21 protein-coding genes are annotated in these 23,200 nt (G+C 44.8%); 4 read left to right on the top strand and 17 right to left on the bottom strand.

Features of this window, described 5'->3' with window-relative positions; all coding sequences use genetic code 11:
- Nucleotides 1–56: 56 nt before the first annotated feature.
- The 10 genes from BM210_RS11285 to BM210_RS11240 all read right to left on the bottom strand — a co-directional run bounded on the left by BM210_RS11285 (nucleotide 57) and on the right by BM210_RS11240 (nucleotide 12,031).
- On the bottom strand, nucleotides 57–962 hold the full coding sequence (locus BM210_RS11285; RefSeq protein ID WP_177237761.1) for an amidoligase family protein: 906 nt from the start codon (nucleotides 960–962) through the stop codon (nucleotides 57–59).
- Between the two features lie 123 nt (nucleotides 963–1,085).
- Nucleotides 1,086–1,640 carry an SLOG family protein gene (locus tag BM210_RS11280; protein WP_091167937.1) on the bottom strand — a complete coding sequence of 185 codons (555 nt, stop codon included), beginning with the start codon at nucleotides 1,638–1,640 and terminating at the stop codon, nucleotides 1,086–1,088.
- 109 nt (nucleotides 1,641–1,749) lie between these two features.
- The gene (locus BM210_RS11275) at nucleotides 1,750–2,688 is read right to left on the bottom strand and encodes a U32 family peptidase (RefSeq protein WP_177237760.1); all 939 of its coding nucleotides are present in this window, start codon (nucleotides 2,686–2,688) and stop codon (nucleotides 1,750–1,752) included.
- A gap of 35 nt (nucleotides 2,689–2,723) precedes the next feature.
- Nucleotides 2,724–4,898: a dihydroxy-acid dehydratase domain-containing protein gene (locus tag BM210_RS11270; RefSeq protein ID WP_091167936.1), complete on the bottom strand. Its 2,175-nt coding sequence runs from the start codon at nucleotides 4,896–4,898 to the stop codon at nucleotides 2,724–2,726.
- Nucleotides 4,899–4,958: 60 nt separating this feature from the next.
- Nucleotides 4,959–5,645 carry a FadR/GntR family transcriptional regulator gene (locus tag BM210_RS11265; protein ID WP_091167934.1) on the bottom strand — a complete coding sequence of 229 codons (687 nt, stop codon included), beginning with the start codon at nucleotides 5,643–5,645 and terminating at the stop codon, nucleotides 4,959–4,961.
- A 78-nt stretch (nucleotides 5,646–5,723) separates the two neighbouring features.
- Nucleotides 5,724–6,563 carry an immunoglobulin-like domain-containing protein gene (locus tag BM210_RS11260; protein WP_091167933.1) on the bottom strand — a complete coding sequence of 280 codons (840 nt, stop codon included), beginning with the start codon at nucleotides 6,561–6,563 and terminating at the stop codon, nucleotides 5,724–5,726.
- 178 nt (nucleotides 6,564–6,741) lie between these two features.
- Entirely contained in the window at nucleotides 6,742–7,572 is an 831-nt protein-coding gene (locus BM210_RS11255; RefSeq protein ID WP_091167931.1) for a carbohydrate ABC transporter permease, read from the bottom strand.
- Entirely contained in the window at nucleotides 7,572–8,531 is a 960-nt protein-coding gene (locus BM210_RS11250; RefSeq protein ID WP_091167930.1) for a carbohydrate ABC transporter permease, read from the bottom strand. The genes BM210_RS11255 and BM210_RS11250 overlap by 1 nt, the downstream gene beginning before the upstream one ends.
- A 91-nt stretch (nucleotides 8,532–8,622) precedes the next feature.
- Nucleotides 8,623–10,023 carry an ABC transporter substrate-binding protein gene (locus BM210_RS11245; protein WP_177237759.1) on the bottom strand — a complete coding sequence of 467 codons (1,401 nt, stop codon included), beginning with the start codon at nucleotides 10,021–10,023 and terminating at the stop codon, nucleotides 8,623–8,625.
- 34 nt (nucleotides 10,024–10,057) lie between these two features.
- A complete protein-coding gene (locus BM210_RS11240) occupies nucleotides 10,058–12,031 on the bottom strand; it encodes a glycoside hydrolase family 127 protein (RefSeq protein WP_091167926.1) in 1,974 nt (657 codons plus the stop codon).
- A gap of 133 nt (nucleotides 12,032–12,164) precedes the next feature.
- Between BM210_RS11240 and BM210_RS11235 the strand changes: the two genes are divergently transcribed.
- Together BM210_RS11235 and BM210_RS11230 are read left to right on the top strand one after the other, a co-directional pair.
- Nucleotides 12,165–13,058 (top strand): helix-turn-helix transcriptional regulator, encoded by an 894-nt coding sequence (locus BM210_RS11235; protein ID WP_256223505.1) that lies wholly within the window; start codon nucleotides 12,165–12,167, stop codon nucleotides 13,056–13,058.
- A 117-nt stretch (nucleotides 13,059–13,175) separates the two neighbouring features.
- Entirely contained in the window at nucleotides 13,176–14,930 is a 1,755-nt protein-coding gene (locus BM210_RS11230; RefSeq protein WP_371263464.1) for a sulfatase family protein, read from the top strand.
- 8 nt (nucleotides 14,931–14,938) lie between these two features.
- Here BM210_RS11230 and BM210_RS11225 read toward each other — a convergent pair whose 3' ends face one another.
- From BM210_RS11225 to trxB, 6 genes are all read right to left on the bottom strand, one after another.
- Nucleotides 14,939–16,090 carry a serine hydrolase domain-containing protein gene (locus BM210_RS11225; protein WP_091167925.1) on the bottom strand — a complete coding sequence of 384 codons (1,152 nt, stop codon included), beginning with the start codon at nucleotides 16,088–16,090 and terminating at the stop codon, nucleotides 14,939–14,941.
- Nucleotides 16,091–16,124: 34 nt separating this feature from the next.
- Nucleotides 16,125–16,379 carry a YkgJ family cysteine cluster protein gene (locus BM210_RS11220; protein ID WP_091167924.1) on the bottom strand — a complete coding sequence of 85 codons (255 nt, stop codon included), beginning with the start codon at nucleotides 16,377–16,379 and terminating at the stop codon, nucleotides 16,125–16,127.
- Nucleotides 16,380–16,507: 128 nt separating this feature from the next.
- Nucleotides 16,508–16,711, bottom strand: coding sequence for a hypothetical protein (locus tag BM210_RS11215; protein WP_091167922.1), 204 nt, complete (start codon nucleotides 16,709–16,711; stop codon nucleotides 16,508–16,510).
- Between the two features lie 213 nt (nucleotides 16,712–16,924).
- Entirely contained in the window at nucleotides 16,925–17,812 is an 888-nt protein-coding gene (locus BM210_RS11210) for a foldase protein PrsA (RefSeq protein ID WP_091167921.1), read from the bottom strand.
- 353 nt (nucleotides 17,813–18,165) lie between these two features.
- On the bottom strand, nucleotides 18,166–19,413 hold the full coding sequence (locus BM210_RS11205; RefSeq protein ID WP_091167919.1) for a multidrug effflux MFS transporter: 1,248 nt from the start codon (nucleotides 19,411–19,413) through the stop codon (nucleotides 18,166–18,168).
- Between the two features lie 272 nt (nucleotides 19,414–19,685).
- Nucleotides 19,686–20,633, bottom strand: coding sequence for a thioredoxin-disulfide reductase (gene trxB, locus BM210_RS11200; RefSeq protein WP_091168453.1), 948 nt, complete (start codon nucleotides 20,631–20,633; stop codon nucleotides 19,686–19,688).
- Between the two features lie 318 nt (nucleotides 20,634–20,951).
- Between trxB and BM210_RS11195 the strand changes: the two genes are divergently transcribed.
- The gene (locus BM210_RS11195) at nucleotides 20,952–21,272 is read left to right on the top strand and encodes a heavy metal-binding domain-containing protein (RefSeq protein ID WP_091167918.1); all 321 of its coding nucleotides are present in this window, start codon (nucleotides 20,952–20,954) and stop codon (nucleotides 21,270–21,272) included.
- A 2-nt stretch (nucleotides 21,273–21,274) separates the two neighbouring features.
- On the top strand, nucleotides 21,275–21,526 hold the full coding sequence (locus tag BM210_RS11190; protein WP_091167916.1) for a hypothetical protein: 252 nt from the start codon (nucleotides 21,275–21,277) through the stop codon (nucleotides 21,524–21,526).
- Nucleotides 21,527–21,581: 55 nt separating this feature from the next.
- Here the strand turns inward: BM210_RS11190 and BM210_RS11185 are convergent, their stop codons facing one another.
- Complete coding sequence (locus BM210_RS11185) at nucleotides 21,582–23,072, bottom strand: FAD-dependent oxidoreductase (protein ID WP_091167914.1); 1,491 nt, start codon at nucleotides 23,070–23,072, stop codon at nucleotides 21,582–21,584.
- Nucleotides 23,073–23,200: the final 128 nt, after the last annotated feature.

The raw sequence follows: 23,200 nt of genomic DNA, 5'->3' as shown, positions 1-23,200 counted from the left end.
AAGACCCTTCTGCCTCAACACGGCAGAAGGGTCTTACTTGAATTAGTCATGTTTCATTATAAAACTTGACGTTTAAGCTTCCAGCCCTCAGTGGGTGGTTCAACTACATAGTTGAATAGCTTTCCATCATGATTTTCTATCGCAATTAATAAACCATCAGGTACCGGCAGTACGTGGTGAATTTCGCCATCCTGTACAAGTTCAGCTGCGAGAACCGTTAATACAGGAATAATGGATTCCTCCAGCCACGTTCTTTCTTGAAACCAGCGTGGAGGTGTTATGGAAACTGGATAGCCCTTAACGGGAGCTTCGAGTTCGACCGCCATGCTGCAGGGGGCGTCTGAAAGTTGGCGACCAGCACCTATCGCTGCCACAAACTTTAAGCAAAGCTCAACGGTATGAAGCAGTTCATCATAGCTCATTGTTCCGTTCGCATAGCGAATTTCCACAGTACCGAAATCAAACCAAGCTGCTGTATTGATTCCACATCGATGTGATTGGGGACGCCCCCGATGGCGAACTGCTTTGGAGCTTGGATTGATCATAAAGCTATCTCGCATCTCAGGAGTAACTGGAGGACAGAATAGGAGTCGATGCTCGCTCGTATTCAATAGTTCTTGAATAGTCGCTTGATATCGCAGTGCTGCGTCTAGCAGTGGAAGCACAATGTCTTGCCCCCATGACTCTAAACCTATATGAACGTGGAGCCCACAGCTCCAATTCGCTGTAGCTCCTTGCGCCTTCAGTCGGTTCAGCATGACTCGTATTTGCTCTCTGTCTTCCCACAAAATCGGAGGCGGCTTCAGTTCACTTCCTGACTCTGCCCCTGTCTCGTCTATTTGTCGTTCATCCAATGACATAACCCAACCAGGTAAAAGCTCCAAGCTGGCTGGGTTGCCGCCTATAAACTCAATTTCAATTCCAAATTTCAGGTCTTTCCAATCAATTGATTTAGGCCACATTGCATTCATCCTCTCGTTATCATATGGAAACAGATACGATAATGAAATGAGAGGAGGTGGACCACGAGATTAACGGGGGATTTTGTCTCTTAACATAGCTATTCCTCCTTAGGTGGCAGTCTATTAATCATAACGATTTTGTTCGTCCTCTGCGATACTTTGCAAGTCAAATGCTGTAATCGTATAAAGTGCATAGGCATTGGTTTTTGCTGCTTGGTTTAAAGCTTGTTCCCTCATATATTTGGGAGAACCCTCGGTTTCTTCATCATAAAGCAGTATCATACCATCGGAATTGCGCAGCAAAAACCTGTTTTTCTCCTTAAACTGCCAAGGCCCCTCGTACTTGCTCTTCGTCACGCTATTCACATAATCGGCATGCTGCAGCATATGGTTATAGATTTCTTTCTTATCGTCGCTCCATTTCTCTTCTTGCTCCAGAAATGGGGTTATGACCGCCAGCTGCAGGTTGGGATATTGCTGTTTGAGCTCGATAACTGCTTCAGCAGCCCACACCTCTACGCCCCATTGACCACTAACGATGACCCACTCCAAACCTTCATCCATTAATGCAGTCACTTGTTTGGCGATAGCTTTCTTGATGATGGCAATCCCGGGATGTTTCATCGAAAAGATACCCAGCTCCGTCGCCTTGTATCCTGTTATGAGTACCCTCTTCATGGCTTCCACACTTCCTTATCTAAAAGTCTTATCGACAAATACAAAAAGTATTTCGTCGGTCAGACTCCTAGTACCACCTTAGCACAGAAAAGGCAACAATGAAAAGTATCTACGATCTCGGCGGAACTGGAATGCCTAAATCTGCTACGCCAAGCTCGGAGGTTACCAAATCCGGTGCATACTGCTTGAGCAGCTCCAGGCCCATATAAGCCCGTCGCACGCGCTCACGGCATAGATTGATGTTAATCTGCTCCAGATGCTGCCCGCTCGGGTATACATCCGGATGATTACGTAGACCAAATTTAATATATACCGGTGACAGCACACGGATGAATTCCGGTATCTCGTAGTGACGAATAAATCCGCCCAAACCGTCCGGTGCCTCCACGTAGAGATCCAGCGGGATATCAACAGCCGGACGGATAGAAGCCAGCTTGGGCAGCGTCAGTGCAGTAGGTAAATTGTACGTATCTGCGCCGATATCCTCCATCAGCTTGATTGAAACCGGATTCGCCGCCATCATTTGTACCGATACTTTGACGACAAAATCGGCAGCAATTAATCCCTGCTTTTTCATTTCTTTGGTCAGCAGGAGCAGCCCCTCGTCGGCAACCAAAGCGCCCCGTACTCCCAGACGGTTAGCACGCTGTAAATCCTCCATAGCATAAACCAGCTGATCTATTCCCTCATGGCGTAGTGCAACGACCTTGCCCGCAGGTGTTAACGGCAGCGCGCTAATATCCCATGTTCCGCGCGGGCCGACGAACAAGCTGAGTTCAACGCCGCGAGCTGCACAAAGCTCGACCATCTCAGAAATTTCCGCATCGGTAAGCAGCATAATGCCACTGCCCTGAGAGACGCGGTGAATCCGAATCCCGTAACGGTCCGCTTCTTCAAATACAGCCTTTAACGCCTCCGGTCCTTCCACACTTGGAATTTCCACACGATATTGCGCTCCATCTGGAAATCGCTTTGGTGAATCCGGCAGGTCATAAGCCTCTCGCTCCAGAAAACCTAATGATTTTAATAGTGCTCTCGATTTATCCATAATAATAATCCCTTCCATTTCTTATCTGATTTAAGTTACTTGTGCAGCAGCGCTAACGACCATTCTATATCCGCGTCCAATGCCACTCCCATTGGAACAACCCCACGTGAAGCATCCGTACAATCACGCAGACGGTTGGAGGCTGCCACCATCCGTTGACGTTGGCGCAATCGATCAAGCCTTGCCGTACCCAATTCCTTACGCTGCACACGAAGTTCTCCTTGAAAAGGCGTCACTTCTCCGGCAGCGAATGCTTCAGAATCAAGCAAATCAATTCTTTTACTGCGGAACTGGAGATGCAGCAGATCGCCCTCCTGCACATACAGCAAGCCACCTTCATGATAGGCCTCTGGTGTCACATGCCCAACTGCCGCTCCGAAGGTAACTCCTGAATAGCGTCCATCGCTGATTAAAGTCGTTAAACGTCTAAGCTTTCGATCCGCGTTAATATGCTGCATCGGGGTCATCATTTCCGGCATGCCAAATGCCTCCGGCCCTTGTCCCGAAATAATGACAGCCAGCCTCAGCCATTCGTGTTGAATCATGTTATCAAACAGCTCATCATAATTCATATGCTGCAGCTGCTCCATTGAAACCGCTGCGTTATGACAGGCCATTTGCCGCATATGCTCCAGCTGGAACAGCCTGCTCTTTTTTAATCCGTCCAGCAAATTCACATCCAGCAGATGATGGTTGGCTTCTTCTTCATTCTCGTAATAGAGCACGAAGGCAATCCTGCGATCAAATAGATCCAACTGCTTGGTCGGCATCCCGCTAATCTTCACAACGGCGTTGTTAAAAAAGTTGCTGCTTAGTACATCAACACCGCTAAAGCTTCTTCTTGGTGTACTTAAAATAATCTGATTTTCCTTAACGCCATCCGCGCTTAAATTAGTTGTGTCAGACAGACGCTCCCTCCATGTTTCTCCCGTTACGGTTGGTGCGTCCAAATCCATAGGGACCCCATTACGCGACAGCTCGTAGATCAACGTCTCCATGCCTCGTATTTGCCCTGAGCAGCACTGCTGCGCCAAAGCATAGATATCTCTGCCTTCCGTAAGACTGTAGTCAAACAGGTCAGGAATAGGATGCGAATTACAAATCGCTTCCAGATCCTTTAATCGAAAATCGTAACCAGCATAAATCATCGCTCCAACGATATGCATCATCAGGTTCGTCGAGCCGCCACCTGCGCTGTGCAGTCTGATTGTATTGCCAATATTCGCCCGCACTAATTCACCCACACTGCATTCTTGCCTATCGATAATGGAAAATAATTGCTCAATGGCCTTGTCGACCTGAGCCTGGGTAGGCGGCTCTGTCAGCAGCTCAAGCACAGGGCTTACGATACCGAAGCCAGCGGTAATATCTCGCGAGCTGTTGCCCGTACCATGGAACGCGCAAATACCGCCCGCAGAATCACAGGTATTGACGGCTAATCTTTTTTCAAAATCAAGATGCCGCTCCACCGTCAAAAGCCCACGCTCCACAGCGCGTTGAAACACACCCTGAAAGGAAGTATTCGAGGAGCATTGCAAAATATAACTCACTGCCTCGCGGATATCAGCACCTATATCATCAAAGCCTGCGGCATCAGCCTGCAAAGCCAGATCGGCCAACTCCAGCTTCAAATCGTCGGGAATCGTGCCGCCCTTCAGGACATGGGAAGGACTAAAGGTCGCAAATACATGATGCTCCCCGCGAAAACGTCGAACCCGATCTAGATGGGCAAGCCCGCTTAATATACCAAGCGGCTGCTTATCGCAGCCTTGAATGACAAAGGCGCCATGATATGAATGCGCTTCCATTTGATTGACTACGATCTCAGCTATTGCGTTGCGGCTTTGCAGTGAATACGACATGCCAATATTGTTCTGGGCCGTTCCGTCACAAAGAACTGGGGTGCTGAAATAGAAAGGCACACCGCCCTCCTGCCAAATTTTCAAAGCCGCCTTGAACACCGTTTCATGATCCAAAATGTGCGCCGGATGGTCAGATGACCCACCAATGATTGCGATTCTTGGTGCATTATGTTCCAGACGGTCGTATATATGCTCCAGCGTCCAATCGGGTTCACCACCCCCATAATAACCATCTAGTCCACGTCTCGCGTTATCCAGCAGACCTGCAACGGTAATCGGCTCATTTGCTTTTCCCTGCACATTTCCCTGATAAGAATTGGCCTTGTTCGGAATCGTTATTCTCACCATGCATCCCCCATCTCAGGTTCATAATAAAAAGCTTTCCGCAAATTTCTCCGTATATAACACTTATCCTTCTGTATTTACCTTGAGCTTCATACTGTCCTGTTTCACGTCGAGCAGATGAGATCTCATCATGTCCTTGGCCAGCTGTACATTTCTCTGTTCAATCGCCAAGGCAATCAACATATGAAAGTGCGCCGCTCTCTCCGGACTGCCTTTAATACGCGTTGTCTTTCTACGGCTCTCCAGAAGCAGCTCTGAGATTCCTTTCATCACACTCGCCATCACCTCATTGGAGCAAGCCTCTGCGATATGATCATGAAAGGCAATGTCAGATGCAAAATAATCCTTGCCTGAAGCCAAATCAGCGATCATTTGAGCCGCCGCTTCTTTAATATTGCGAATTTGTCCTGGTGAGCCTCTTTCAGCCGCCAACGCTGCCATCTCTGGCTCCAGCATAACGCGAAACTCCAGCAGGGAGAACAGATCACCAACAGGAAGCGATGTCAGATCAAGCGAGCTGTCCTGCCTCCAATGATTCCGACTGCGCACGAACATACCTCGACCATGCTCAATCAACAAATAACCCTTATTTTCCATTATACGCAGTGCTTCCCTCACTGTAGAAACACCTACCTGCAGCTCCTTGGCTAATGCCGACAAGGAAGGCAGCTTATCGCCAGCTGCCCATACTTCCTGATCGATGCGTTGTAGCAATTCATTCAGTACCTTCGTACTCGCAAGCTCTTTCAATGTATCACCAACTCATATGATATGTATATAAAGTTATAGTAACACTTGAAATACATGAAAACAATACATAATTAATGCTTAGTTCGCAACATCGAATTCAGCATATAGTCGCTGTTTGATGTCCGTTCCTTCTGCCGAAATTTCCTTTACGAAGCGGTAGTGACCAGGTGCGAGCTCATCCCATTGTGTCTTCTGCTCCCAAGTCCCGGATTTTAGCCCGATACCGATCATGGGAAAAATTATTATTCCTTTTGCCTTGACTTCTGTCCATTCACCTTCACTTAGAGTTTCAAGCGTATACAAAAGCCCGAATTCAATCGCTGTAGGCCCCTGATTTTCGACAACCAGTATGACCCTTTCATTTCCCTCATACAGGGGCTGCTGTGTATGCATCGAGGCCGTCACGCTTTGAATAGGAACCTCAATCGAAGTGAGCAAAGTGTCCTCCACTCCATTACCATTCATTACTTCGGCTGACAAAAAGTATTGCGATCCTTCCTGCGCGGGCAGCGTAATCGAATAACCGGCCGGATGACTTGCCGTCGTAGTATAATGTAGTGTTGTGATATCTAACGTCTGTTTATAGCTGCTATCCGCATTTCTTTCCGTTAATTTGAACACAATGTCCCTGTTTACTTTCAGCTCTTCCCCATATGAATACAAATGAATCCCAATTTCCGTCCCAGGCTTGTGAGCCCCGGCAGAGCTACTCAGCGCAAATATGGCTTTATTTTCTGAACAACAAAACCATTTTCCAGTAGCAGACTGAAATTCAAAATAAGGTGCGCTTGTGGAATGAAATCCAGCTTTTTCTGCTTCCTGAGCTATCCATAGAGCCCTCGATTCAGAGCTGCTGTATCCACTTGAATTTATTAAAGCCATTCCCGTCAGGATTACCCATAGGACAAAAAGCTTCATATCAAATCTCCTTTGTTAAAGGGTTTCGGTTCAATCACTCTCATTGTAATAGACTGCAGCGAACTGGATAAAGTTGCATAAAATGTTTGGTATCAGGAGATTAAATGAAAATCCAGCAATCCCCAAAGCAGGAAAGCTGGATGTTATGGAAAGCAAGTGATTTATAATAGTGATAACGTTATCCTTTGATTCCCGTCATCGTCAGTCCTTCAATAAAGTATCTTTGCCCGATCAGGAAAACCACAACAGCAGGTGCTATCAGTACCGCAGCCGCAGCCATCAACAAACTCCATGCCGTAGTCAAATTGCCTCTAAATTGAAATAGGCCGAGTGCGACCGTAAACATTTGTTGATCGCCGAGATACACCAATTGACCGAGGAAATCATTCCAGACGCCAACAAATGTAAACAGCATCACAACAACCATCGCAGGCTTGATCAAAGGCAGAATGATTTTTAAATAAACAACAAAATAATTAGCACCGTCAATGACCGCCGATTCATCCAATTCCTTAGGGATCGTAAGCAGAAACTGTCTGAGTAAAAATATATTGAAGGCTCCTCCACCAAAAAAGGCGGGAACAATCAACGGCCAAAATGTATTGACAAGACCAATTCGGGACCAACCGATATAAGTGGGGATCAACGTCACAATACTTGGAAGCAGGATGGTCATGATGACAATCGTAAACCACAGGTTTTTTAACGGGAATTCTAGTCTTGCGAAGGCGAAGGCAGCCAAACCGCTGGTTAAGGTCACACCTATGAGTACGGGGATGATAATAATCAGTGTATTTTTAAAATAAAGCAGAAAAGGCACACGAGTCATGGCCTCCGTATAATTTTCAAATCTGAAAACATGCGGAAACCAGATCGGCGGAAACGCATAAATTTCCAAGGTATCCATAAGGGAGCTGCGAAGCAGCCAATAGATGGGCAAGAACACCAGAATTGACATCAATATGAGAAATGTATATGTGCAACAAGCGCCTAGTCTTCGAGAGCTCATCAGGATTTCCCTCCTTCGTAATGAACCCAGCCTGACGATGATTTAAACAGCAGATAGGTTAATAATGAAATAATTACGAACAGAATCCATGCCAGCGCACATGCATAACCCATACTCTGATGCTCAAATGCTTCACGATGTATAAAGAACGCATAAAACAGCGTCGAGTCCTCTGGCCCGCCCTTGGTCATTGTATAGGCTTGTGTAAATGTCGTGAAAGAGTTCACCAAGCCTAGAATCACATTATAAAAAATAATTGGCGTCATTAGCGGAACCGTAACCGCTCTTAGCTTGTGCCACCAATTCCCACCGTCCATTTCAACCGCCTCATGCAGATGCTGAGGAACATCCTGCAAGCCTGCGAGAAATATAACAATCACATTGCCCGAGCCCCATACCGCAAGGATGATCAACGACATAACGGAGGTTTGCGGGCTGCCTATCCACAATTGCTTCTCAATCCCAAACCACCCCAAAATATGATTGATTACACCAAAATCCACATCATATAGCCAGGTCCAAAGTATACTGCTCGCCAGAACCGGAATGATCGAGGGGATAAAGAAGATGGCCCGAAACAAGGATCTTCCTTTAATATTCTGAGTCAAAAATAACGCAATAATAAAAGCATAAACCATTGAAGCCGCAACCGCGCCCAACGAATAGTACGCCGTCGCTTTAAGTGAGTTATAGAAAAACAAATCCTGTGTAAAAATGTTCGTATAATTAGCCAGCCCGATCCACTTGGCATCGGTTAATATGTTCCAATCCGTAAAGCTTAAATACAGGCTGTACAGCATCGGACCGATCGTAAACAGAAAAATGCCGAGTATCGCAGGCAATATACAAATGTACCCCACCAATACCCGCTGCCTGTAAAAGCTTTTGTAGCTGGCTGGCTTTGCAGTAAAAGTCTTGGCTGCCGCGGTCTTGGTTACAGCTGGCTTTAACACAGACATAGGGGTCCTCTCCTTCAATATCGAAGTGTACAGAGCTCCCCGCTTTCCGAAAGTCTCTGTACACTTGCGATTTGGTTACAACAACGCATTATTAATTCGCTTTACCGCTCTCAAATATAGGTTTGACCTTAGGCATAATATCATTAAGGATGGCTTCCTTCGCTGTTTTGGTACCTAACCATACCGGATCAAGGCCAGGGTTCAACACATCGGAAATTCTGCCATATGTTGGAAGAAAAAACCATGGAGTCGGGTAAGTAGCTTTCAATGCATAATCAATAACAGCCGTTTTATACTCAGGAGGATGTACAGGGTTCTGCGTCCATCTTTTGATCAATTCAGGGTCGCTATACCACTGCGTTTCGGCGGGCATCCATGTTCCATTATCAATCAACGCCATATTATTGTTCGGGTCCATCAGAAATTTATAAAGCTCCACAGTTTCCTTTGCATACTTGGTTGTATTGAAGATAACGAGCGGTGTTCCTGTGTTGGTAGTCGCCGGTTTTTTGAAGATTGGCAGCACACCAATACCGTTTCTTAAGCCTTTGCTAACCTGCGGTCCGATATTAGACAGTTCCCATTGTCCCGATTCGACCATCGCTACCTTCTTGGTAAACAGCTTAGTACCCACATCTCCAGGCAGTGATTTGGCTTGAGCCGGATTCGGCGATACATGCTCAACCAGCGCCAGATCAGCTACCTTTTGGATCGCTTCAATCGTTTCTGGTTTGTCCAGTAGGAGCTGTTTGCCGTCCTGGCTGCCCTCCCCACCGCCATTACTAATTGCAAACGGGGTCCAGAAGAAATCTGCGCCTGTACTCATTTGTATCCCGTATTGCACAATATTTTTCGGGTCAAAACCGCTTTCTCCCGGATGTTTGCCGGCCTTATCCTTCGTCAGCTTTTTGGCTGCATCCACCATCTGATCCCATGTCCATGCTTTTTCCGTTTCGGCAGGCGGGTAAGGAACCTTGGCTTCGTCAAATAAATCCTTATTATAATGCAGCAGGACGACTTCGTTAGCCACACTGTAGCCTATAACTTTACCGTCAGGTGTCGTAAATTTATTGCTTTCCAGCTTCGGCTTCACCGAACCGTCCTTGTAATAAGGGGTTAAATCGAGCAATACGCCGGATTCGGCCCATTTTAAAGCTTGTGCTTCCAGTAGATTTCCTAAATCAGGCAGTGTTTTGGAGGCAGCCATGGCACTCAGCTTCGTGTTGTATTGATCATAGGGAATACTTTGATAATCCACTTTAATATTCGGATGAGCCTTTTCAAAATTAGCTATGCCAATGGCGTTGGCCGCATGCTCTTCCTTTTCGCCCCAATCGATGTATTTGATCGTTACCTGCTCACTGCCTGCTTTCTTGGCATCCGTGGCCGTTGTCCCTGACGCCGGTGTTCCTGCTGAGGTGCAACCTGCTGCCAAAGCTAATGCTAACGCTGAAATGGTTCCCATTTTCAAAAGCTGCCCAATCGATCCCATTATAACCCCTCCAAATAATCTGGTTTGAAAGCTTTCAAAGTTCTTCTTTGACCCAAACTGCCATCTCATTACGTCCCCTGTTAGCCCAAGCAAAATAAGGAATGAACCTCGCTGTCACAGGTAGGGTTTGGACCTCTGAAGCTGCTTGATACAGCTGTCCTTCCCAATTTGTGGATTGAACCCTTACAGCCGGAACGGTAATGACTGGAACTCCACCAAGAAGCTCCGACTCAAAACGGACCTCTTCCACGGATTGCTTTTCCAGTATGATTTGATGTAAATTTGGTCCGTTATCGGCTTCTTCCATACAGTAGACGATGGGTCCACGCTGAAGCGCTATCTTGCCAAGTGTCTCACGGATGAGTGGATGGCCTCGAACTCGACTTACCTTCATGGGAAGCAGCAGCTCAACCACATCAGCAGACTGCCATGTTCGATGGATATGGATATAACCGTTATTCTCCAGCCCCTCATAAGCAATGTCTTGGCCATTGATACTCACCCTTAGTCCCTGCTCTGCTCTGCACCACTTGGGAATACGCAGCGCCAATGTAAATTCGGTCTCCTTTCTTGTTGTAATCTCAAAACGAACATCACCCTCCCAAGGAAACTTTGAGTCCTGCACCAATCTAACCTCATCGCCTCCTTCCCAGCCTATTGAAATTTCACTTCCTATATACAAATGCGTGTAAATAATTCGATCTTGAAGGGTATACATATAACGGCCAAGCGAAGCAAGCAATCTTGCGATATTGGGCGGACAGCAAGCACATCCGAACCAGCCTTGACGCTCCGACCTGACATGGCGAACATTGGCATTCCTATCACAGGCATCAGGCCACACCTCTAACGGATTCACATAAAAAAAACGTTGGCCATCTCTCGACATCCCGCTGATTACGGTGTTGTACAGCGCCTGCTCCATCACATCGGCATACTCGCTGACCGCTTCGAATTGAAGCATCCTTTGTGCAAAAAAGATCAGTCCAATCGACGCACAAGTCTCGGCATAAGCGGTATCGCCTGGCAGATCATAATCCATCGAAAAGGCTTCACCATAAGCTGATGACCCTATTCCGCCGGTAATATACATCCGTTTGCTCACAATATTGCGCCATAAGCTTTTGCAGGCTTCAAACAGCTCCACATCACCCGTTTCATACGCTACATCCACCATCCCCGAGCACATATACACGACACGTACGGCATGGCCCTCTGCAGACCTTTGCTGTCGCACGGGTAAGTGAGCTTGGCTGTATGACTTGTTATGCACCATATCCAGTGCTGGAAAGTGGACCTTCTGACCACGGCGCGCAAATTCAATATCATAAAAATCCGGCTCACGCCCACGCTCGTCGAGGAAAAATTGACTCAATTGCAAATATTTCTTTTGTGATGTGGTATGGTACAGCTTGACGAGCGCAAGCTCGATCTCCTGATGACCGTCATAGCCCTTTAACTTGCCCTCTCCATCGCCAAAGACCGAATCGATACAATCCGCCAGACGGCAGGCTACATCCAGAATTAACGTTTTTCTAGTCGCGTGATAGTAAGCAACAGCGGCTTCAATCATATGGCCCGCGCAATACAATTCATGGCATTCCGCTAAATTGGTCCATCTTTTCCCTGGCTCTTTTAGCGTAAAGTAGGTGTTCAAATAGCCATCCGCCTGCTGTGCTTTGGCAATAATATCAATCACCCCGTCGGCAATGGCCTCCAATTCGGGGTCTGGACCGGTTTCCAGCAAATAGCTAACCGCCTCCAGCCATTTGGCGACATCGCTATCCTGAAACACCATTCCATAAAATTCTCCCTGCTCCAAGCCTGCTGCAATTTTAAAATTTTGTATCGCATGACTTGGCTCTGCTCCTTCTACCCGATCATTCAGTGCTTCCCATTGGTAAGGTACAACAACATGCCGAACGAGCCGAATATACTCAGTCCAGAAGTTATCCTGAATGCGCAAATTGCTTAGTGGAATGGGCTTGGAGCTTAATAATTGGTTCATGATGCGCAGCTCCTTTATTTGTTTTCGCTATTTATGGTAAGCGCTTTATTAATTATATTACATGTTATATATTGGTATTAATACAATAAATACCAACCTGTTTTTTAAAAATATCAACCTTTTGGAGGGGCATATGCTGAACTCACCCATTCTTCACTTTATTTCTCCACCAGTTCCCTATTTTATTGATTGCGGCCGGGATTTTTATCGTATGGGCGAACGTCATATCAGCAGACAACAAATTGGCGTATTCGATTTGATCGTGGTTACGAGAGGCACCTTATTTCTTGGAGAGGGTACGGATCAGTGGCGGGTTGATGAGGGGGAAGCCTGTATCTTAAGACCTGATGCCAGTCATTATGGAACGGAGCCTTGTTCAGAGGAAACCGATATTATCTGGATTCACTTTCACACCTTCGGTGCCTGGGATGAATGCGGCAATATGAGTGCTTGCCTCGAAAATCAATCAAGTTTAATCCATAAACACAAACAAACCGCCTATTTGAATCATAGCGAGGTGTGTTCGATCTTTATTCCTAAATATATGAAGCTGACCCCAAAAGCAATGGACATATTACAGCAGTTTTTTTTGTTAGATTTGGAGCCGCGATCGTTGCGAAATTGGAAAAGGCAAAATTCCTTTCAGCTTTTTATGCAGCATTTGGATCGGGAAGTGGCAGCTACGACTGATGCGGCAGCCATTCATGTGGCTGAAAGGGTTGAATTATTTATACGGCATAATTACACGCTATCGATAACCAATGCGCTGCTGCACAAGGAAATGAATTATCATCCTAACTATTTGGCCAAATGTATGCTTAAGGTTTACGGCATGACTCCCATCCACTATTTACAGCTGTATCGTATCGAGCAGGCCAAAAAGCTGCTGATTCAAACCGAGTGGTCTGTCACCCGTATTGCAGAGGAGGTCGGCTTCCATCATGGTTCTTATTTTTCTTCGTGCTTCTCTAATACGGAGGGGATCTCTCCGCTCAACTATCGAAAAAAGTTTATTAGACATGCTTAAGCTTAATAGATGAAGCCAGATGAAAACCCGTAAGCTGCAATTGAATCTATAAAAGGTCTTCATAGGACATAAGCCTTCCGCATATTACTTAGACATGACAAAATGGCGGGGTGAATGATGACACGTACCCGGAGCATTCAGAAGCCTAATTTTCTTGTACTCGTTATCGATGAACAGCAGTATCCCCCTATATATGAGAGCAATGACATCAAAGAATGGCGAGTCAACAATCTCATTACACAGGAACTGTTAAGAACAAACGGTATTGAATTCAATCGACATTATATCGGAAGTGCTGCCTGCTGTCCCAGTAGAGCCACATTATTTACCGGACAGTATCCTTCGCTCCATGGTGTCAGTCAGACGAACGGAATCGCCAAGGAAGCATCCGATCCCGATATGTTTTGGCTAAATAGAAACACAGTACCCACAATGGGCCATTATTTCCGGGAAGCAGGCTACCAAACATTTTATAAAGGGAAATGGCATGTATCGTATGAAGATATCATCATCCCTGGTACTCGCAGTGGATTATTGAGCTATGACCCCATAACCGGCATACCGAATAAGGAAAAAGAACAGTTATATCTGCATGCTGATCCTTTAGAGGATTATGGATTTTCCAGCTGGATTGGACCGGAGCCGCATGGGAAAAGTCCCCGAAATTCCGCCTCTTCAGCTGGGGTGGGCGTAAGCGGTAGAGATGAGTTTTATGCTGCAGAAGTTGTCGATCTTATCGAGTCACTGGATCACAAAAAAAATGAAGCTGGGCATTTGCAGCCTTGGCTTCTTGTTGCATCCTTCGTAAACCCGCATGATATCGTTTTGTATGGAGCGCTGACTGCCCATAACCCAATGTTTAATTTTGCAGTGGAGTCCATGCCGCAGCCGGATCCCCCACCTACCATCCACGAGTCTTTACATACGAAACCTCGATGCCAGGCAAGCTATCAGGAAGTTTATCCACAGGCTTTGCAGCCCATATTCAACCAGCCTCATTACAGTAAGCTGTACTACCAGCTTCAAAAAAATGCCGATCAGCAAATGCTCAAGGTTTTCGATTCCCTAATGAGGTCCTCATTTTATGATCAAACCATTGTCATTTTTACATCGGATCATGGAGATCTGTTAGGCGCTCATGGCTATCTTCACCAAAAATGGTACTGTGCTTATGAAGAAATCGTTCACGTGCCTTTCATCATTCATAATAAACAATTATTTGAGCAGCATGAACATTTCGATAAGCTGACAAGTCATGTAGATCTGATCCCCACCATGCTTGGGTTGGCCGACGCAGATCTGGAAGACATCCAACAAAGATTGCGATTAAAGTTCAGCGAAGTTCACCCCTTAGTGGGGCGTGACCTGTCACCTTGCTTCTTTGGCTTCGATTGCGAGCGTGCTGACGAACCTGTTTACTTTATGACTGATGACGATGTGACACGCGGCCCCCATCAAGTAAATCCAATTGGTATTCCCTATTCTTCCGTGATCCAACCTAATCACATTGAAACCGTAATTGCCTTTATCAATAAAGATAATAAACAGCAATTGTGGAAATTTTCCCGTTATTTTGACAACAAGCAGTTTTGGAGTCAGCCAGGCCTTCGGGATGAGTCGTCCACTCCAATGGGGAGCGTCTATCTAACCCCCGAAGGCGGCTACCAGACTAACAGCTTTTCAATCAAAACAGAACCAGTCGCAGAGGAATATGAACTTTACAATTTATCTGAAGACCCTCTTGAAACTCGTAATCTCGCCCATATTACGTTGGCAACTGAGGAAACGAAACCTATTCAGCAGTTTATGGCAAAGCTTTTGAAGGAGCAGAGGAATCAAAAACGCTTGGTGCCATATCAAACTGTGATGTGAACGACTGTCTATTCCAACGCTCCATAAATGACGGCACGCATACGGTTATGAATGTAAGGCTCTAGACTCGGCAGCATTTGCTGCATGTAAACCACAGACAACTGCTCCTTAGGATCAATTAACACCCAAGATCCGGCTAGCCCAGCCCAGCCAAATTCACCAATCGAGCCATTAAGGCCACCCTCTGCCGGGTCTATCAAAACTCGAACCCCTAAACCATAACCAAAACCCTTCATCTGTGGCCAATTGAAATCTTGAAGCTGCTGGGGTCCCAAATGATTGGTCGCCATCAATTGCACGGTTTTTCGTCCAAGTATCCGCACCCCATCCAATTCTCCGCCTCTTGCCAATGCCTGCGCAAATCGGCTGTAATCCCCTATCGTTGACAGCAGCCCGCCTCCGCCACTTTCGTGAATACATCCAGGCTGATAGGGAACGTCTCGCTCGGTATTAGGGGTCAAGGTTCCGTCTTCTGCACGGTTGTACATCATACTGAGACGGTCACGCTTTTCCTCTGAAATTCGGAATGAAGTATCTTTCATTTGAAGCGGATCGAATATTTCCTTTTGCAGAAACTCTCCGAAGGTAACCCCCGATAATACTTCGATCAAGGCGGCCAGAACATCGTGGCTCGTACCATACTTCCAGTGCGTTCCTGGATCAAAAGCCAGAGGAACCGCCGCCAACGCTTTTGATAGCGCTCTCATATCCATGGTAGTAATGGCATTCTCCATGATGGTACGGGTGTGTCTTTCCGTTTCCGTTCCGTCCCCACCATAGGTAAGACCGGAGGACATAGTGAACAGATCCTTGATTCGTATCGGGCCAGACGCGGGAGAAGTAGACCTGAGCCCGAACTCGTTATATCGGTACACCGAAAGATCCTTAAATTCCGGCAAGTATTCCTCCAGTGGATCGTTTAACAGATAGATCCCCTTCTCATATAGCATGAGAGCCGCGACGCAGGTAAGCACTTTGGTCATCGAGTAGATCCGGTAAATCGTGTCGGAATTAAGCTTCTGTTTCTTTTCCAAATCTGCATATCCAAAGCTTTCCTGATACAGAACTTCTCCACTTCTAACAACCGTAATGGCACAACCAGCAGGTCCTTTTTCCATAAAGCTCTTAAGCAATGGCGTCAAACGTTGTAATCGGTCCATTTCCTAATCCCCTTCCGAATTGGATTTCATGTTATTAAGGAGTTGTTGCTTGCTCGAGATCCGTCAAAATCTGGAAAGCCTCTGCATCAAGTGACCCACACATATCCATTGAAGGTTTTAAACTGCTGCACACAGCTGGGCGTTCTGACGAACCAAACAATTTGCACGTATTGTGATCGGAAAGCTGAATACATCGAACTCCTGCCGGCTTTCCATTCGGCATTCCTGGAATTGGTGAAGAAATTGAAATGACTATACAGCAGGCCGCACAACCTAATCGGCATTCCAATGCTTAGCCCCCACTCTTTTCCAATTTTACTTATTATAACATATCGTTTCCTTTAGACGAGCAAAAAGACCCTCATTCCCATTCGGAATTAAGAGTCTTTTTCTATTTTCAAGCAGTAGACGCAATATCTACGCCGATGCTTCAATAATGGAAGTGAAATCTGTAGAATGATCAAACCTGTTGAGTTTTTTTTCCAGCTGCAGCAGCAGCTCATCAAGTTGAGCCAAGTGGATACTTAGTCTAACCTGTTCCTCTTTCATTGTCTGGATCAACAAAGCCTTTTCCTCATTCTCTAGTTTTATCTCTATCAATACGCTTGTTTCGATCATCATATGTCTTCCTCCTCAAATAGAACCACACCCTGTAAGGTAGTTATAGAGGTTTGTTACAATAACAACTTTCGTCAGCATGCAGATGTAGGGTTGATTCCTATTATATAATTCTCCTTTATCGTTCGTTTTATGTGGGCGTCTCCTCAAAAAAAACGGCAACTGAGGCTTCCTTTGTAAGATGCCACGTTACCGTCTTTACATGATTTCCAATCGTTAGCTGGTCAAGTAGTTCTCTATAGAAGCTCCAGATTTTTTCTCTTCAAGCCAGCTTGTAGCTAGAGTCGATATTTTTTCCTTCGTCACAGTCTTTCGAATCTCTTCCTTTTTCTCTTCTAAGGTTGGCGTATATGCCTGTTTATGATCGGCTACTTTAATAATGTGGAAGCCGTTTGTGGACTGAATGACATCACTTAAGGCTCCGATCTCAAGCTTGAATGCTGCAGTTTCGAAAGGCTCCTCCATTTCGCCTTTAGCAAAATAGTTCAAGTCTCCGCCTTGGCTTTTGGTGGCCGTATCGAGTGATTTTTCCTGAGCAATTGCACTAAAGTCCCCACCGTTCTTTAATTCTTGAAGAATCGCCTCAGCTTCTTCTTTCGTCGCAACCAAGATATGTGAAGCCTTAACTTGCTCTGGTGTTTTTAATGTTTCCAGATTTTCGTCATAGTATTTCTTGATTTCATCATCAGTCACCGTTACCTGAGGCTCCAAAATCTTTTCAATCGTCAACTGAGTTTGTAAATTTTGCTTTAGGCTGGCGAGAGTCATCCCATAATTGTCCAATGCCTGATTGAATTCATCCTCTGTTGAAAATTGTCCTTTGGTTGATTCCAGTGCGCTGTCAATTTCCGTTTGCTCAACGTGAACACCAGCCTTTTGAGCCTCCTGCTGAATCAATTCCTGATCGATTAAATTCTGCAGCGCCTTTTTACCATCGGCTTCCATTACCGCATTGTAAAGCTGCTCCTTGGCTATAGAAATACCATTTACTTTTGCAATCGATTCTCCTTTGCTTACCGGAGGATATAGAAACACATATGTGATAAAGACGACCAATAATAATAAAATTGAGATGATCCATTTAAAGTTAGCTTTTTTTGTCACATTTATTCTTCCTTTCTATAGTAGAGGTTATTATGTCAGGAAAGGTTATACGTGAGTATCAACAAGGTGACCATTATAAGAGAATACAGCGGCAGCGAATACGTGGAAATATGGGTTCTTAACATGAAGCACCTCCTCGATGAATTCTTATCTCCGTTACGATATGAATTATAAAGGGCTCACCTGAATAAAAGCTGATTTTAACCTGAATGTTTTCTGAATACATAATCCACCAGTCATACAAAAAAACATCGCAAAAGGAAAATAATTCTCCTTTTACGATGCTACTTTTCATTTGCCGCGGCAGTTGACTAACCTGATTCAGTTAATTTCGTTCTAATGCTGAGGTCTCCTTATCCAGCTAGCTCTTTACTTGACCTTTTTACTAGACCGAGGTAAGCAAGCAAAGCTATTAAACTCGTCAATAAGATAATTACGCCCAAAGGAACAGCCGTATGCTCACCCGCAATTCCAACAAGTGGTGAAACCACCGCACCTAAAATAAACGGAATCAACCCGAGCAGAGCAGCAGCACTGCCCGCGATATGGCTTTGATGCTCCATAGCCAGTGAAAATGAAGCTGTTGCCGTCATCCCGATGGAAGCTACAAAAAAGAAAAGTGGAATCACAAGTGCAAATAAAGGACCATGAACAAGTGCTGCAATTAATACTGCGGCGCTGGAAGCACCGGCTAACAATAATCCTATCAACAGGAAGCTGCGCTCCGAGATCCGATGAGTTAATCTACCCACGATTTGAGAGCCGATGATTAAACTGATCCCATTCGAACCAAACAATATCGCAAACAGCTGAGGCGATGCTCCGTAAATATTTTGGTAAATAAATGGTGTCCCCGATACATAGGCAAATACCCCGGCTATCATAATGCCCTGTGCGAGTGCGTAGCCGGCAAACTGAGGATCCTTAAGCAAGGATTTAAAATTCCTTAATACCTGCATAAAATTGCTCGGAACCCGTTTCTCCACAGGTAAGGTTTCATCCAGCTTCCAGGTCGTCATTAGGCTCAGGAAAATGCCGATCAAGCCCAAAGCAATAAACACGCCTACCCATGTGGTAAAGGAAATGATTCCACTTCCAACTACGGGTGCTACCAGAGGAGCCAAATTACTCACTAACATGAGCAATGAAAAAAACTTAGTTAATTCATGACCGCTATATACATCACGAACCATAGCTCTCGAAATAACTATACCTGCAGATGCGGCAAAGCCTTGAATAAATCGAACCACTATGAAAAAAACAATGTTCGGTGCAATCGCACATGTAAAAGATGCTGCCAAATATAAAATCATACAAATCAGCAGCGGCATGCGTCTTCCATGCACATCACTTAAAGTTCCCATGACCAATTGTCCCAGCCCCAGTCCTAACAGACAAGCGGTTAAGCTGAGCTGTACCAGAGAAGCTGTAGTACCAAATTGTGCCACGATTTCAGGAAATGAAGGTAAATACATATCTATCGTAAAAGGTCCCAAAGCTGAAAATGTACCTAATAATAATGCAAATCTGAGTTGATTTCGATTCTTTTTTGTATTCCCCGTATTCTTCTTCGTATTTACTGTATGTTTCTCTCTATTCATCGTATGATTCTCCTCATTTTCCACCCGAAGTTTAATGTGCTCTATCCTTTCTCAATTGTCATCATTCTCTAACTCGTACTGTGGCCCATCCCCGGTAAGGATAGCATACTCACTTGTACTTTATGGAATTAAATAGACGAATGATCATGTATATCCTACTCTATCGTTTCGGGTATGACAATATGAGATGTCTGGTTATTTCAATTCGTTAAGCGAAAAGATCGAAATTTCCCAGCAAAAAAAGAGAGGCTTATGCCCCTCTTATGAAATGATTAGCGAACAGCTTGCAGATGCGCACTCTCCGCCGCTTCCAAGAATCGCTCACAATCCAATGCGGCCATGCAGCCTGTTCCTGCCGCGCTGATCGCTTGGCGATACCGGTGATCCTGAACGTCTCCGCAAGCGAATACGCCAGGGATATTGGTTTCTGTTGTACCTGGATTAACCAGCAGGTAGCCTTGGTCATCGGTTTGCAGCTGGTTATCAAGAAATTTGGTGTTAGGCGTATGACCAATAGCGATAAAGATGCCATCCGTGTCAATAACTTCTTCTTCATTCGTGCTGTTGTTTTTTACTTTTAAGCCGGTAACGCCTCTGTCATTGGTAAGCACCTCAAGCGGAGTTTTATTCAAGCCCCAGCTGATTTTCGGATTTTGGCGTGCTCTGTCCTGCATAATTTTGGAAGCGCGCAGCTCACTGCGGCGATTGACCACGACTACCTCTGAGGCAAAGCGAGTTAAAAAGTTGGCTTCTTCCATAGCCGAATCACCACCGCCGACTACGATGATTTTTTTGTTGCGGAAAAAGAATCCATCGCAGGTTGCGCAGGTACTCACACCACGACCAACATTTTCTTTTTCACCTTCAATACCCAAATATTTAGCTGAAGCGCCAGTAGAAACAATAATGGTCTCAGCAACAATATCCTCTCGGCCTTCGATGGAAATACGGAATGGACGGTTGGAGAAATCAATTTTATTCACCCAGCCTGTCTGAAATTCGGCTCCAAATCTCTCCGCTTGCTTGCGCATATTATCCATTAGCTCCGGTCCCATGATACCCTCTGGAAACCCTGGAAAATTCTCAACCTCAGTTGTTGTGGTTAATTGACCGCCCGGCTCTGGCCCTTCAATAATCAACGGCTCTAGATTGGCTCTGGCCAAATAAATAGCTGCGGTTAACCCCGCTGGACCTGTTCCTATAATAACTGATTTATACACGGATGTACTCATGGTTAGCTCCCCTTATATCTCGATTTTCATTTGATTGATTTGTTCTGCGATATGTCTATCTTATCAGAATCCAAATCCTGCCTCATGAAGGTCTCGTGAAATTCGCATGAAGATCCAATGAAAAATGGGTTAACAGCCGCTCAAAACCGCAATAGATAAGCTCAATCCTTCAGAAATTACCGATAATCAGCTTATTACCTAAAAGCATTTCCGAATTTAGATATTATTTTAGGAGCATAATAAGTACATCAAGAGGAGTGACCCTCTAACCATATCGCACCCAGTCAAATATAGGAGTGAAGGCTCATGCTAGTCGTTACTACTGAAAATATTTCCGGTTATCGCATTAATCAAGTATTAGGTCACACATTTGGCGTTATCGTAAGAAGCCGCGGTTTAGGAGGAAATATAACAGCTTCTATTCGCAGTTTATTCGGCGGAGAGATCAAGGAATACACCGAAATGATCGAGGATGCTCGTAAATCCGCCATCGACCGCATGATTCAAAATGCGCATAGCATGGGCGCGAATGCCATCGTGATGATGCGTTTCGATTCTGGTGAAATCGGGCAAACCATGTCGGAAATCGTCGCTTACGGAACAGCAGTTATTGTGGAAAAGGTGTAGCTATGCACTTTCTAGCTGTCCTTTACTTCATTGTCTTCCCGTTGGTTGCCATTATCTCGGTTATGGGTACAGTCATTTATCGTCGCAATCGTTTAAAGAAACTTATAAATGAACCTCCCTTTGATTTTCAGAAAACAAACGAAGTATTTATTGATCCTACGACAGGCATCAAGCAGCAAGTTTGGTTTAATCCGAATAGCGGGGAAAGATTTTATCAAAATATTGATGAGAAAAAAAAGATAGAAGATGAATAGACTTCAGCTGTTTTCATATTTCTCCAAGGTGAGCCTGAATGATACTCTGTACATGCTATGGAAGTGTCAGTTTTCCGATGTTTAGCTCCTTGATCTGATCTTCTGATAGGTCTTTAATCTTATTTACAGCTTTTACATCACTCAACGTGATACTATATTTTTTCTTTGCATACGCATGGATATCATTCATATCTTCTTTTGTTATTTTGGTTAAATCCTGTTCTCCCTTTAATCTCCCAAGTAAGATTCCTATGACTTCGGCTGCCAAGGAAGTGTTGGCTTGGATACGGGCACTACCGTAAGCGACTGCTGAAGCACCCACGTTTTTACCTGCAAGAATTACATTGGAATAATCCTTCGGAATAAAGGATCGTAAAGGCATCCCGTATTTGTCCGGGTCTCCGCTATGCTGACCCCAAGTATGGCTAGCTGTTCCCTGTAGATCTATCGGGTATCCGGCGACACTTACATTATCCCAGAACATCTTTCCACTCATAATATCGGATGCTTGCAGAACATATTCGGTTGAGTAACGCTTATAATCACGTATATATAAGTAGTTTGGATAGCCATTGATTTCGGCATTTTCCCATCCTGGGAGCTCTTGGCGTAGATGAGGAAGGATGCGTTTGGTTTCCGATTTCCCCAACTCCATTGCCCCTTGAATGCTTCCTTTGTTAGAAGGATCCACATTAAATAGTAACAGGGCATTTATCAGCACTTCACCATCACGTTGGTTGATCGTATTTAAACCACGTAGAAATACTTCCTTGTTGCTTGGTGTAAACGAGGCTCCTGTTTTCCCAAAACCCCACGTAAATTTATCTGTCACCGTACTCGTTGAACCGTATTTATCCTCAATTTCTTTTTTAGATAAGCGACTGGTTTCTTTTTGGAACTTGTCCCAATTTACATTGCGAAATTTCATCATCATCGAAGCCGCCATGTAATCTTTAGCTCCACCAAATACCGTTTCAATACCAGGAAGGGGTTCTAATCCCAGACCACCTGCCAAAGCAGTGAAATCTGTATTTTCCACCCAATAGTCAGCACTTAGGGTCTTTTCTAGACCGTCAGCGGTACGGTAAGTAATGGAGTTAATTCTCTGTGCAGACGTATTCATGTCCTTCACCTTTTCTATGCCAGTAATCGTGATGCCTGATTCCATCGGTATGCCATTAATAAGTGAGTTAAAGTATTGTTCGAACTCATTTGCCTTACGTATCTCGCCTTTTTTATAACGAGTAAAAAGGTCCTTTACTCTTCCTTGAAGCAATGTATGATTGCGATCATCCATGGGTTCATCCAAAAATTGCATTTGCCCTTGAATGAGTTGGCCACCTGGTTGTTCCCTTGGATCTAAAATAATGACTGACAGTCCTTCGTCCATAGCAGCTCGAGCCAAATAAATACCTTCAATTTCAGAACCGATCACAACAACACGTGTCTGGCTTGAAGTATTTTTCTCCTTTTCTCCTTCACAAGCAGCTAAAAATAATAAACAACCAAAAAGTAAAACAAATAATAAAATTCGATACCTCTTCATCGCTTCCCCCAAATACAAATATGGTTTTCCATTAACAGCATTGATATTATTAATATCTTAGAATAACTATATAAATCATACCAATTTTCGCCAAATTAGTATATCAGTTAGCATATAAAAAAACTCCA

It is taken from the genome of Paenibacillus sp. 1_12 (assembly GCF_900114475.1).
Taxonomy (GTDB): Bacteria; Bacillota; Bacilli; order Paenibacillales; family NBRC-103111; genus Paenibacillus_S.
This window is presented reverse-complemented; position numbering and strand designations above follow the sequence as displayed.